Raw genomic sequence first — 13,068 nt, forward strand, 5'->3', positions numbered from 1 at the left:
CCCGTGCGGCGACCCCCGGACACCGCTTTTCGGCCCGTTGTCCAGGCGGGGTGGCCGGTCCACGGGTTCAGGGCGGCCGGGAGGACAGGACAGGGGCCGGAGCACTCCGCCCCGGCCCCAGTGAGGCCACCAACAAGGCCAGTCAGCCAGCCCCACTCCCTGGCACTGTCCGGCGCTCAGCCCTTGACGCTGCCCGCCAGCAGGCCGCGCACGAAGTAGCGCCCCAGCAGGATGTAGACCAGCAGGGTGGGCAGCGCCGCCAGGATTGCGCCGGCCATCGGCAGGTTCCACGACACCGCCTGACCGCCCGAGAGCTGCGACAGGGCGTAGGTGACCGGCTGCGAGCCCGTGTTGGTCAGGGTGGCGGCGAACAGGAACTCGTTCCAGACCTGCGTGAACTGCCAGATGATCACGACCACGAAGCCCGGGATGCTGATCGGGAAGATGACCCGCCGGTAGATGCTCCAGAAGCCGGCCCCGTCGATGGTCGCGGCCTCCACCAGCGCGTCGGGCACGTCGGCGTAGAAGTTGCGGAAGATCAGGGTGGTGATCGGGATGCCGTACACCACGTGCGCCAGGATCAGGCCCCAGATCGAGCCGTACAGGCCCAGCGCCTTGATGAACTGGAACAGCGGGATCAGCACCGCCTGATACGGAATGAACATGCCGAACAGCATCAGCGCGAAGAGCGTGTTGGCGCCCCGGAACTTCCACTTGCTCAGGGCGTAGCCGTTCACGCTGCCCAGCATCGCGCTCAGGATGGTGGCGGTGACCGCCAGGAACAGCGAGTTGCCCAGGTTGCCGCCGATCTTGGCCCAGGCTTCACTGAAGCTGGCCCAGTTGAGCGCCGCCGGCCAGTGCCAGGAGGTCGCCAGATTGATGGCCTCCGGAGCTTTCAGGGCGGTGGCGAACAGCAGATAGATCGGCACCAGGAAGAACAGCGCGGCGACCACCAGCAGCACGTAGGTCAGCACCCGCCCGGGCTGCACACCGGGGCGCGGCGGAGAGACGGGAGGCACCGCCGTCATGCGCGGCCTCCCCGCTCACTCGGCCGGGCGCCCTCCGCCCCGTGCCTTGCGCCCTGTGCCTCCCGCCCTGTGCCTTCTGCCCTCAGCCCTCTGCCCTCCGCGTCTCTCCCCCTCATGCGTGCCCCTCCTGCTGGCGGAACTGGCTGACCAGATACGGCACGATGATGAAGGCCACCAGGATCAGCAGCACGGTGCCGATGGCCGCGCCCAGCGAGAACTGGTTCTGCCGGAAGGAGGTCAGGTACATGTTGAGCGCCGGCACCGAGGTGCTCAGGTTGTCCGGCCCGGCCATCGCGTACACCAGATCGAAGATCTTGAGGCTGATGTGCCCCAGGATGATCATGGCGCTCAGGGTGATGGGCGCCAGCAGCGGAAAGACCACGAAGCGGTACATGCCGGCGTCGCTGGCGCCGTCCACCTTGGCGGCCTCGCGCAGTTCCTCGGGGATGCCGCGCAGGCCCGCCAGATAGAGCGCCATGGTGTAGCCGCTCATCTGCCACACGGCGGCGATGATGATGCCGATCAGGGCCAGGTTGAAGCCGTGCAGCTCGGGAGCCGGCAGCATCTTCACGTTCGGGCCGATGAAGACCGCCCAGACCAGCAGCAGGGCCGCGCACAGGCCCGCGACCAGCGTGCGGCGGCGATCTCCGGCCCTCAGTGCCTGCACCGCCAGCACGATCAGCACGATTCCCACCACCGACGCCGTGATCAGCGGCAGCAGGTTCCAGTCGAACTTCAGCACGGCGTCCTGGCTGCTCAGCCAGCCGAAGGTGCTGGGCGGCGCGCCCAGCAGCGTGGGCGCCTGGTTCACCCCGCCCTGCGGCTGCAGCATCCAGCGCCAGATGGTGCCGGTCACGATGAAGCTCAGGCTCATGGGGAACAGGAAGATGGTGCGCCACAGCCCCTCGCCCCGGGGGTTGCGGTCGAGGATCAGCGCCAGGCCCAGGCCCAGGCCCAGGCAGCCCAGGATGAAGAACACCGTGAAGAAGATGGTGCTGACCAGTTCCTGCCGGAAGCGGCCCTGCAGGAAGCCGCTGAACAGCTCGGAGTAGTTGGCGAGCCCCACCCAGCGGATGACCGGGTTCTCGGCCAGCGCCTGGGCCGGGTCGTTGCCCCAGTCGGTCATGGAGACGTACACGCTGCGCGCGATAAAGCCGTACACGAACACCGCGATCAGGATGATGCTGGGAGTCAGGACGGCGATCGACCACAGGCGGTCTTTACTCAGGCCTTTCAATTCAGGCCTCCTTTCGGGTCAGTGGTGGCGGGACAGAGTGGGGGCGCGACGGAAAAAGGAGAGTGGGCCGGGGCCGGCGGGAAGACGCTCCCACGGCCCACAACCCACACCCTACAGCCGGTGGCTGCGCTCTACTTGCTGAAGCCCGAGCGAATGGCCAGCTGCTGCGCGGCGGCGGCGGCCCCGGCGCTGTTCTTGCTGGCCACGAACTGGTCGATCACGGCGCCGAAGGCGCTCATGAAGCTCTCGGGGGCCACGGCGCCGTGCACCAGGGAGCCCACGATCTTGGAGTTCTTCCAGTCGGTTGCGGCGCTCTTGGAGTAGGTGCTGTACTTGCTCAGGTCGGAGTCGGTGCGCGCGGCGATCGAGCCCTTGAGCGGGTTGAAGGCGTCCTGACCCTCCTTACTGCCCAGCACCTTGAGCCAGTTCATGGTCTCGGTGCGGTTCTTGGCGCCCTTGGGCAGCCCGAAGGAGTCGGCCAGCATCACGAAGGTCTTGGTGGTGCCGGGCGAGGCCGCCCAGCCGAAGCCGGTGCCGGGGGCCAGCTTCTTGGTGGTGGTGAAGTAGCCGGCGGCCCAGTCGCCCATGATGTTGAAGGCGCTGGTGCCGTCGATGATCCGGTCACTGGCCTGCTGCCAGCTCAGGCCCGAGGCGTCCTTGTTGGCGCAGTCCATGACCTTGCCGTAGGTCGTGAAGGCCCCGACCACGCGCGGATCGGTGAACTTCAGCTTGCCGGAGAACAGGTCTTCCCAGCCCTGCGCCCCCAGCGTGCCGATCATGACGCTTTCCCACAGGTGCTGCTGGGTCCAGTTCTCGCCGACCACCAGCGGCGCGGCCACGCCCTTGGCCTTCAGCGTGGCACAGGTCGAGATGAACTCGGGCCAGGTCTTGGGCACGGTCACGCCCCACTGCTTGAGCTTGGCGGGGTTGTACCACATGACATTCGAGCGGTGGACGTTGACCGGCACGCTCCAGATCTTGCCCTTGGAGGAAATCAGCCTCACCAGATCCTTGGGGAACACCTTGCTCCAGCCCTCGGACTTGAAAAGGGGCGAGAGGTCTTCCATGCGGTTGGCGACCACCCAGGTGCCGATGAGTTCCTGGCCGGCGTGCGCCTGGAAGGAGTCGGGGGGCGTGCCGCCCAGCATCCGGGTCTTCAGGACGGCCTTGGCGTTGGTGCCGGCGCCGCCCGAGACCGTGGCGTTGTCCACCGCGACCGAGGGGTACTTCTCCTTGTAGAGCTTGACCAGGGCCTCCAGGGCCGGGCCTTCGTCGCCCGACCACCACGAGAAGATTTCCAGTTTTCCGGTGGCCAGGGCGCTGGACGTGACGGCAAGGGCGGTGGCGATCAGCAGGGCTTTTTTCATGTGTTCCTCCGGGGAAACAGGGCAGTGCAGCACTTCGGGCCGTATTCGGCGCTGGGTTGTGGAACGTCATGGATGATAAGCCCTGCGGAGGCCGGCGTGATACTCCCTGTCGATTCAGCGCACGGCGGGCGGGTCAGCGCCACACGGCGGGCCGGACAGCCGCCGATCTCTCCGGCGCCCGCCCGGCCCTCTGTGCCCTGCCCGTCGGCCTTTCTCGCCCCGTTTACCCCCTGGCCGCGGCGCCAGCTTCACCCTGGCCTTCCGCATCCCGGCCGTCGGGGCCTGCCTGACCCCCTGGGCGCAGCAGCGGAAAGAGCAGCACGTCGCGGATGGAGTCGGAGTCGGTGAGCAGCATGGCGAGGCGGTCCATGCCCATGCCCATGCCGGCGGCCGGCGGCATCCCGTACTCCAGCGCCAGCAGGAAATCCTCGTCCTGCTCGTGGGCCTCGTCGTCGCCGGCGTCGCGGCGCGCGGTCTGGGCCTCGAAGCGCTCACGCTGCTCCAGGGCGTCGTTCAGCTCGGAATAGATCGGAGCGAGTTCGAAGCCGGCCACGAACAGGTCGGCGCGCTCGCTGAGGCCCGCGCGGCTGCGGTGGGCCTTGACCAGCGGGCTGATCGCCAGCGGCACGTCGGTCACGAAGGTCGGGTGGATCAGGGTGTGCTCCACGTAGTCGCCGAACAGCTTGTCCAGCAGCTTGTAGTCGGGCACCTTGCGGAGTTCCGGGTGCCGCTCGTCGGCCCACACGCGCAGGCGGGCCAGATCGGTGGGGTCGAAGTCCAGGCCGGCGGCTTCCTTCAGCGCGCTCACGAAGTCCAGGCGCCGGAACGGCAGCGAGAAATCGACCTCCTGGCCCTGATAGGTCAGCCGCGCCTCGCCCCGCAGTTCGGTGACGACGCTGTGCAGCATGGTCTCGACCAGGCTCATCATGTCCTGATAGTCGCCGTAGGCGAAATACGCCTCCAGCATGGTGAATTCCGGGTTATGCGTGCGGTCGATGCCCTCGTTGCGGTAGTTGCGGCCGATCTCATAGACCCGCTCGAAGCCGCCGACCAGCAGCCGCTTGAGGTACAGCTCCAGGCTGATCCGCAGGCTGAAGTCGTGCGACAGGGCGTTGTGGTGGGTGGTAAAGGGTTTGGCCTCGGTGCCCCCGGCCACGGTCTGCAGGGTCGGCCCCTCGACCTCCATGAAGTCCTGGGCGTCCAGGAAGCGCCGGATGGCCCGGATGGCCCGCGAGCGCACCCGGAAGGCCTCGCGCCGCTCGGGGTTGATGAGCAGGTCCACGTAGCGCCGCCGGGCCCGCAGCTCCTCGTCCTGCAGGCCGTGGAACTTGGAGGGCAGCGGATGCAGGCTCTTGACCAGCGGCTGCCACGACGTGACCTTCAGGGTGACCTGCCCGGTCTTGGTCACGAAGGGGTGCCCGGTCACGCCGATGATGTCGCCCAGGTCGATCTTCTTCGTCGGATCGAACTGTTCGGTGTCCTGCTTGCTGAAGAACAGCTGCAGCTTGCCGAACTCGTCCTGCAGGTCGGCGAAGGCCGCCTTGCCCATGTGCCGCAGCAGCGTCACGCGGCCCGCCAGCGCGTAGGGTTCCTCCGGCCACTCCTGCCCCGGCTCCAGCGTGCCCTCCGGATCGGCCGGATGGGCAGCGAGCACGTCGCGGGCGTGGTGGGTGCGCGGGTACGAGTACGGGTAGGCCTCGAAGCCGGCCTCCACCTGCGCGTCCAGGTTGTTCAGGCGGGCGACGGTCTGCTCGTGCAGTCCTTCAGGGCGGGGACGGGGGTCGGACATGGGGGGAAGTATACGGAGGCGGAAGGCAGAACGCAGAAGGCAGAGAGCAGAAAGCGGAGGGCAGAGCGCCAGGATTCCCAGCATTCTGCCCTCGGCCCTCCGCTCTCTGCGTCAGTACTCGATGCTCTTGACCTTGTACTTCATCTGCTTGCCGTTGTCGAGGTTGACCACGAAGGCCTCGCCCTTCTTGCGGCCCATCAGCTCCTTGCCCACGGGGCTGTCCTCGCTGACGCGGGGCAGGCTGCCGCCCGTGACGGTGGCCTCGGGCGCGCTGACGACCAGCACCTTCATGTCCTTTTTGGTGGTCTCGTTGCCCAGCACCACGATGGCGCCCAGCTCGACCCGGCCCTCGTTCTCGTGATCCTCGATGACCGTGGCGCGGGCCAGGGTGTCCTCGAGTTCGTCGATGCGCGCCTCGATGTTCATCTTCTCGCGCTTGGCATCTTCCAGCCCGGTGTCCTCGGTGTCCGAACTGGTTTCCATCTGCTCCTGCAGGATGCGGGTGGCTTCCGCCAGTCTCGTCTGTTCCTGCTCCAGGGTCTGCTGAAGGCGCTCAAAGCCTTCCCGGGTGAGTTTCACCTGTCTGCTGGTCGCTTGCGCCACTCTGGCCTCCGTGACTTCTCAGGTGTCCCCGCAGGGACGAGTTCGGTCGATTGGTGAGAATCAGCGCGCATTCTGCCACACGCCCCCCTCTCTGACAACGCCCGCCCCCGCCGAGGGGGCTCTCAGGCGGCGGGCGAGACCCGCAGCACGCGCCGGGTCAGCACGACCAGCGCGACCAGCACCGCCCCCAGAGCGGCCAGGAACACCGGCACCGCCTGCGGGCCCGACCGGGCGAAGGCCAGCCCGATCAGCCAGGGCACCAGAATCCCGCCGACCGAGCCCGAGACCAGCAGAAAGGGCAGCAGCCGCACGGGCAGCACCCCGGCCGACCAGACCAGCACCGAGCCGAACAGCGGCCCCAGCGTCAGGCCCACCAGCGGGTAGGCCAGCGGCGCCAGGGCCGGCACGCTGGCCGCCAGGGCCACCAGGGCGCTGAGCACGGCGCTGACCAGCACCAGCCGATCCGGCCGGAAGCGGCCCCCGAAGGCGCTGGTCAGCGCCCGCCCCAGCGTGAAGCCCCCCCAGTACAGGCTGACCGCCAGCGCCGCCGACCCGAAACCCACGCCCTGCAGGTGCTTGATGCCCCAGGCGCCAAACCCCACCTCCAGGCCCACGTAACACACCAGCATGGGCACGAACAGCGCCAGCGAGCGGGCCAGCCCCCGCCCCCCGTCCTGCGGGCGCGCGGGCGGCAGCTCCGGCAGTCCCCAGACCTTCGCGGCCAGCAGGGTGAGCAGACTCAGCGACGCGATCAGCACGAAGGGCCAGGCCAGACCCAGCGGCGCCAGGCCCACCGCGATCAGCGGCGCCAGGATGCTGGCGGCGGCGAACACGGCGTTCACGAAGTTGATGGCGCGGGTGCCCACGGAGGCGAACACGGCGTTCAGGGCCGCGCTCACCCCGCCCATGCCCAGGCCCGCCACCACCGCGCCCGCCACCGCCAGCGCCCAGAGGGGTGCGAGCCCCACCAGCACGGCCCCCAGCGCCAGCAGGATCAGGCTGCCCACCACCACCCGGCGCGTGCTCAGGCGCCGCAGCAGCACCCCGGCCAGCGGCGGCGCGGCGGCCGAGCCCAGGAAGTGCGCGCTGGCGATGATCCCCACGCTCGCCGTGCTGACCCCGAAGCGCTGCTGGAAGAAGGGAAAGAGCGGCCCGTAGATGGGCTGCAGCACGCCCATGACGAAGTAGGCGGCGGCTCCGGCCCCCAGCAGGTTCAACGTCGGGCGCACGGAGGGCACGGAGGTCACGGGGCCGAAGGTAGCACCGCGGGGGGCCTGCGGAGGTATGAGGGCACGGGAGGAGAGCCCCGAAGCGCTCCTCAGCCCGGCAGGGTGAAGGCCAGCGTGGCGCCCTGTCCGGGAGCGCTGACCACCTCCAGCTCGCCGCCCGCCAGCGTGGCCCGCTCGCGCAGCCCGAGCAGGCCCAGGTGCCCCGAGCGGGCCTGCGCCTCGGCCTCCTCGGCGGTGAAGCCCCGGCCGTCGTCGCTGATCGCCACCCGCACCTGCCCCGCGCCGAAGGCCACGCGGATGGCGGCGGTGTGGGCGTGGGCGTGCTTGTCCACGTTGTTCAGCGCCTCCTGCGCCAGCCGGAACACGGTGAGTTCGGCGGCCGGGCTCAGGCGCCGCTCCTGGCCGCTGATCTCCAGGCGGGTCTCGGTCTGGGCCTGGGAGGCGAGCCACTCCAGCGCGGGCAGCAGCCCCAGGTCGTCCAGCATGGAGGGGCGCAGGTTGCGCGCGAAGCGCCGCACGCTCTCGATGGCGGCGTTCAGGTCGCCCAGGATGTCGTCGGCGCGCTCCTTGTGCTCGCCGCCCAGCTCGCGGGCCAGCCTCGCCACCCGGCGGGTCGTGGCGGTCAGCACCTGGGCGGTGTCGTCGTGCAGCTCGCGGCTGATGCGCCGCCGCTCCTCCTCCTGCGCCTGGGTAAAGAGGGTCAGGTAGCTGCGCAGTTCCAGGGTGCGGCTGGTGGCGGCCTCCAGCGCCTGCCCGCGCCGGGTGATCTCCTCGGCCAGGGTCTGCAGCTCCGAGAGGTCGCGGGCCACCAGCAGCACGCCCTCGCCGGCCCCCACCGCGCTCAGGCGCACCTCCAGCCGGTACGAGCCGACCTGGATCTCCGCGCGGCCCCCCGCCAGGCTGGTCGAGGCCGCGTCCCAGGCGGCGCGCAGGGCGCCCTGGGTGGCGGGCGTGGGCAGGCTGAGCACCTGGGCGCCCGGCAGCGGCCCGGTCAGCGGCTCCAGCAGCCGGGCGGCGGCGGGGTTGGCATAGGTGATGATCCCCTGGGTATCCGCGCTCAGGATCAGGTCGTGGGCGCCCTCCGCGAGCTGGCGGTAGCGGGCTTCCTCGCGCTCCAGCGCGACCAGCAATCGCTCGCGGGTCAGGGTCAGGGCCATCTGGTCGGCGACCGAGCGGGCCAGCGCCAGCACCCGGTCGCTGGGCGGCTCGGTGCCGGGGTCATCCACGTACAGGAAGCCCAGGATGCCGCGCCCGTCGCCGCCGCTGCCCACCACATCGCCGCCGTGCAGGGGCACGATCAGGGCGCTGCCCGCCACCGGCAGACAGGCCCGGCGCGCCAGGGGCCGGGGCCCGCGCCCCAGCTGCGAGAGCAGCGAGGCCAGTTCCTCGGGCCTGGGAGGGTGCAGGTTATAGGTGGCGCAGCGCGTGACCTCGCCGCCCTCGCCCAGCAGCGCGATCAGGCCGCGCCCGGCACTGAGCGCCAGGGTCGAGAGCCGCGCGGCCTCGGCCAGCGTCTCGTCGCCCTGATCCTCGCCCAGCAGCCGCCCCACGTTCAGCAGCACCGCCGATTCGCGCTCGCGGCGCAGCTCCTCCTCGTACAGGCGGGCGTTCTCGATGGCCAGCGAGGCCTGCGCGGCGAAGACCCCGCACAGCGCCTGGTCGTCCTCGTCGAGCGGCAGCGGGGCGTCCCAGTAGAGGGTGAGCACGCCGAAGACCCCCGCGCGCGTGACCAGCGGCAGCCCCACCACGCCCCGGTAGGGGTACTTGCCCTGCGCCAGCAGTTGCCGGGTGTAGCGGCTGCCGCCGCCGTAGTGCTCGGTGGTCAGGTCGCGCGCGGCGACCACCTCGCGGCGCTCGGCGGCCCGCCCGGTCACGCCCGCGCCCACCTTGGCCCGCACGCGCAGCACGTACTCGGACGGCAGGCCCAGCGCCGAGCGGATGTTCAGGGTGCGGCCGTCGGGCTGCAGTTCGTAGACCGCCGCCGCGTCGGCATGGAACAGGGTCACGGCGCGCTCCAGCACGCGCGGCAGGGTGTCCGAGAGATGCAGGCTGCCGGCCAGCGCCGCGCCGGCCTCGCGCAGCGCCTCGGCGGCCTCGCGCTTGCGGGTCTCGATGGCGTAGAGCCGCGCGTTGTCGATGGCCAGCGAGGCCTGCTCGGCCAGCGCCAGCACCAGCCGGGCGTCGTCCTCGGAGGCCCCGGCCCCCGGCGTGCGGGAATCGACGTACAGCAGGCCCAGCGGCCGCCCCCGGGCGCTCAGGGGGGCCAGCACCGCGACCTCGGGGCCCAGTTCGGCCAGACTGGCCGCGAAGGGGGTGCCGGCGTCGCGGGCGCGGTCGTAGCGGATCGCCTCGCCCCGGGTCATCAGCCGCTCGAAGCTGACCGGGCCGACCCCGATGCCGCCCGTGAAGGCGTCGTCGAAGCCGTAGGTGAAGACCTCGCCGGTACGCGCGCCGCCGTCCTGCACCTCGTCGAACAGGCCCACGAAGGCGCGCGAGAAGCCCAGCGCCAGGGCCGCGCTCTGGGCGGTCACGGTCAGCACCTCGCGCAGGTTCAGGCTGCCGCCCAGCCGCCGCACCAGCCCCTCCACCGTCTCCGCGATGCGGCCGTGACCGCGCCGCGCCTCGCGCGCCTGCACGCCCTCCAGCGCGAGCGTCAGCAGGGGCGAGACGCCCTGCAGCGCTTCCAGGCCCTCAGGCCGCGCCCCCACGAACTCCAGCACGCCGCAGCCGAAGGGCAGCGCGGACAGCATCCCCTCTTCCAGCACCGCCCCCCCGGCGAGTGCGCGCCCCGCCAGCGTGCCGTCGCTGAGGCCCAGGCCCCGGCCCTCCTCGGCCACGGCGTCCAGATGCGCGTCGTGCACCACCCAGACCCGCACCCCGTGGGCGCCCGCGACCCGGCAGGCGAACTCCGCGAGCGCCGCGGCGAAGCCGGCCACGGACGAGGCGTTGGTCAGGGCGGGGGGAAAGGGGGGGAGGGTCATCTCTTTTTGCTCCTCCCCCCTTGCGGGGGAGGCTGGGAGGGGGGGAACGCATACGTCCCGCAACACAGCTGAACCGAATGGCAACGAATCTTGGGGCAACCTTGGCTGGTCTCACGCCCCCTCACCCCGGCCCTCTCCCACGAGGGGAGAGGGAGCAGGGCTCACACCATCTTCGGGTCGATCCAGCCGCGCTTGATGCCGAACAGCACGGCCTCCGTGCGGCTGCCCACGCCCAGCTTGGAGAAGATGTTCGCCAGGTGCACCTGCACCGTGCGGGGGCTGATGTCGAGGTCGCGGGCGATCTCCTTGTTGGTGCGCCCGGTGGCGGCCACGCGCAGGACTTCGAGTTCGCGGGGCGAGAGGTCGTCCTCGGGCGGGGTGGGGGTGGTGTTCGCGCTGAAGCGTTCGAGCACCTTGCGCGCCACCGAGGGGTGCAGGGCGCTCTCGCCGGCCGCCACGGCGCGCACGGCGCCCAGCAGGTCGTCCTCGGAGGCGTTTTTCAGCAGGTAGCCGGCGGCGCCCGCCTCCAGCAGCGCGAACACGTAGGCGTCGTCGTCGTAGGAGGTCAGCACCAGCACGCCCACGCCGGGCTGCTCGGCCTTGATCGCCCGGGTCGCCTCGATGCCGTTCATGCCGGGCATGGACACGTCCATCAGGATCACGTCGGGGCCCAGCTCGCGGGCCCTCAGGATGGCCTCCTCGCCGCTGCCGGCCTCGCCCACCACGTGCAGATCCGCCTCGCCTTCCAGCAGCTCACGGGTGCCCTTGCGCACGACCGGGTGGTCATCCACCAGCAGCAGGGTGATGGCGCGCGGCGAGTCCGGGCCCGTGTCCAGCGTATCGGCGTCAAGCATGGGTACAGGATACGGTGCCGGCATCCCGAGCCGGCGCCAGGGTGCGGGCCGCCCACCAGAGCAGGGCACGAAAAAAGCCCCCCCGGGTGGGGAGGCGTGCAGGGGGCCTGGCCGGGGCTCAGCCCTTGCTGAGGTTCTTCCAGAGGGTGCCCGCGATGAACGCGTTCATGGGGTTGAAGGTGTCGGCGCTGATGCCCTTGACGGTGTCGCGGTGGGCGACCACGCCGATACCGGCGGGCATCTGGATGTACCAGGCGTTCTCCTGGGCACGCTTCGCCACCTGGGCGTACAGCTCGCCCCGGCGATCCGCGTCGGTGGTGGCGCGCGCCTCGTTGATCCAGGTGTCGATCTGCGCGTCCTTGGCCCCGATGCGTGGGTTGTAGTAGCCGGTGCTGGAGTAGAAGGTGCTCACGAAGTTGTCCGGGTCGGCGTAGTCCGGCGCCCAGGCGGTCATGACCATCGGCTCGCTGCCCTGGTTGCTGCCCTTGATGATCTCGCTCCATTCCTTGGAGACGATGTTCACCCTGAACTTGGGATTGAGCGCCTCGATGTTCTTCTTCAGCAGTTCGGCGGCCGTCTGGTCGCCCCGGCTGCCGGCGCGGTACGACACGCTGACCTGGAAGCCCTGTTGCCACACCTGACCGCCCCAGGCCTGCTGGAACTCGCGGCGGGCGGTGTCGAGGTCAAAGGCCACCGGCTGCAGATCGGCGTCGTAGCCGGGGAAGGTGTCGGGCAGCAGGAAGTTGCGGGGCTGGCCCTTGCCGAGCTGCACCTCCTTGATGTAGGTGGGCACGTCGAAGGCGGCCACGAAGGCGCGGCGCACGTTCACGTCGCTGAAGAAGTTCGCCGGGATGCCCTGGCCGTCGAGCTTGCCGCTGCCGATGGCCTGGCCCTTGATGTTCTGGTTCATGGCGATGCCGGCGGCCGAGGTGTTGGGCAGGTCGTCGAGGATCGCCACGCCGTCCTGGCCACGCAACTGCTCCTCGATGATGGCGCGGCCGCCGGTCTCGACGATGTCCGCGTCACCCTTCAGGAAGGCCTGGATGCGCGCGGCCTGCTCGGGCACCTTCTGGATGATCACGTTCTTGATGGCCGGCTTCTCGCCCCAGTAGCCGTCGAAGGCGGTGGCGCTGAGCGCCGTGGACTCCTTCTTCAGCAGCCGGTAGGCGCCGGTGCCGCTGGGCTGCTGCGCCAGCGGGCTGCCCGTCAGGTCTTTGCCCACGGCGGCCTGCCAGGTGGCCTCGGTGCCGTCCCACTCGCCGATCTTCTGGGCGTGCGCGCTGTCCACGATGCCCTGGCCGATGTACGCCAGCTTGGACAGGAACGCCGGATCAGCCTTGGGGAGCGTGAAAACCAGGGTCTGGCCGTCGCACTTCACGGCGTCCGTGATGCGCTGCCAGGTGATGCTCTTGTCGTCGCCCGCGTTGCTGGGCGTGCCCAGCAGGCTCTCGGAGAGGAACCAGTTGCCGCTGTCGGCCGAGTTGGTGACCAGGTTGCGCCGGAAGGTGTATTCGGCGTCCTTGCACTCGAAGGCGTTGCCGGAGTGAAACTTCACCCCTTCGCGCAGCGTGAAGCGGTACTCGCGCCCGCCGTTCCCTTCCTGCCACTCGGTCGCCAGCAGCGGAGCGAGTTCCCGGATCGAGTTGCCCTTGTAGGTCACCAGCGTCTCGTAGAGGTTCTCCACGACCTGACCGCTGGCCGTGTCGTAGGTGATGCCGGGGTCGAGGGTCGGGATGTCGGCCGACTCCTGCACGACCAGGGTGCTGCCTTGGCCGCCCCCCTGCTGGTTGTTACAGGCGGCGAGCGTCAGGGAGAGCGTGGTGAGCGCCAGGGCGCTGAAGGTGCGGGGACGTGGGTTCATGATGACTCCTGGGGCAGACGGCAAATGAGCGTCGTCAAGGGAGAAAAGGGGTGAATTCTGGACTCGGCTCAATTTTGAACCGAGGTGCCCCGCAGCTTAGAGAATGCCCATGAGAACGA

General features: G+C 70.1%; 9 protein-coding genes. All 9 read right to left on the reverse strand.

Features of this window, described 5'->3' with window-relative positions:
• Positions 1–176: 176 nt before the first annotated feature.
• Entirely contained in the window at positions 177–1,028 is an 852-nt protein-coding gene (locus tag CVO96_RS07240) for a carbohydrate ABC transporter permease (protein ID WP_103311646.1), read from the reverse strand.
• A gap of 112 nt (positions 1,029–1,140) precedes the next feature.
• The gene (locus tag CVO96_RS07245) at positions 1,141–2,265 is read right to left on the reverse strand and encodes a carbohydrate ABC transporter permease (protein ID WP_103311647.1); all 1,125 of its coding nucleotides are present in this window, start codon (positions 2,263–2,265) and stop codon (positions 1,141–1,143) included.
• Between the two features lie 131 nt (positions 2,266–2,396).
• Complete coding sequence (locus tag CVO96_RS07250; protein WP_103311648.1) at positions 2,397–3,632, reverse strand: ABC transporter substrate-binding protein; 1,236 nt, start codon at positions 3,630–3,632, stop codon at positions 2,397–2,399.
• Between the two features lie 223 nt (positions 3,633–3,855).
• Positions 3,856–5,421 carry a lysine--tRNA ligase gene (gene lysS, locus CVO96_RS07255; protein ID WP_103311649.1) on the reverse strand — a complete coding sequence of 522 codons (1,566 nt, stop codon included), beginning with the start codon at positions 5,419–5,421 and terminating at the stop codon, positions 3,856–3,858.
• A 111-nt stretch (positions 5,422–5,532) separates the two neighbouring features.
• Entirely contained in the window at positions 5,533–6,024 is a 492-nt protein-coding gene (locus CVO96_RS07260) for a GreA/GreB family elongation factor (protein WP_103311650.1), read from the reverse strand.
• Between the two features lie 122 nt (positions 6,025–6,146).
• Positions 6,147–7,271: an MFS transporter gene (locus tag CVO96_RS07265; RefSeq protein WP_243398206.1), complete on the reverse strand. Its 1,125-nt coding sequence runs from the start codon at positions 7,269–7,271 to the stop codon at positions 6,147–6,149.
• Positions 7,272–7,342: 71 nt separating this feature from the next.
• Complete coding sequence (locus CVO96_RS07270; RefSeq protein ID WP_103311651.1) at positions 7,343–10,234, reverse strand: GAF domain-containing sensor histidine kinase; 2,892 nt, start codon at positions 10,232–10,234, stop codon at positions 7,343–7,345.
• 161 nt (positions 10,235–10,395) lie between these two features.
• Entirely contained in the window at positions 10,396–11,088 is a 693-nt protein-coding gene (locus tag CVO96_RS07275) for a response regulator (RefSeq protein ID WP_165795229.1), read from the reverse strand.
• Positions 11,089–11,206: 118 nt separating this feature from the next.
• Positions 11,207–12,949: an ABC transporter substrate-binding protein gene (locus CVO96_RS07280; protein WP_103311653.1), complete on the reverse strand. Its 1,743-nt coding sequence runs from the start codon at positions 12,947–12,949 to the stop codon at positions 11,207–11,209.
• Between the last annotated feature and the right edge of the window lie 119 nt (positions 12,950–13,068).

Origin of the sequence: Deinococcus koreensis, from assembly GCF_002901445.1 — a bacterium.
GTDB classification, from domain to species: Bacteria; Deinococcota; Deinococci; order Deinococcales; family Deinococcaceae; genus Deinococcus; species Deinococcus koreensis.

Bases quoted from the DNA above. Each gene is read 5' to 3' on its own strand.
- lysS (WP_103311649.1), bottom strand. From the start codon at position 5,421: ATGTCCGACCCCCGTCCCCGCCCTGAAGGACTGCACGAGCAGACCGTC.
- CVO96_RS07280 (WP_103311653.1), bottom strand. From the start codon at position 12,949: ATGAACCCACGTCCCCGCACCTTCAGCGCCCTGGCGCTCACCACGCTC.
- CVO96_RS07240 (WP_103311646.1), bottom strand. From the start codon at position 1,028: ATGACGGCGGTGCCTCCCGTCTCTCCGCCGCGCCCCGGTGTGCAGCCC.
- CVO96_RS07270 (WP_103311651.1), bottom strand. From the start codon at position 10,234: ATGACCCTCCCCCCCTTTCCCCCCGCCCTGACCAACGCCTCGTCCGTG.
- CVO96_RS07250 (WP_103311648.1), bottom strand. From the start codon at position 3,632: ATGAAAAAAGCCCTGCTGATCGCCACCGCCCTTGCCGTCACGTCCAGC.
- CVO96_RS07275 (WP_165795229.1), bottom strand. From the start codon at position 11,088: ATGCTTGACGCCGATACGCTGGACACGGGCCCGGACTCGCCGCGCGCC.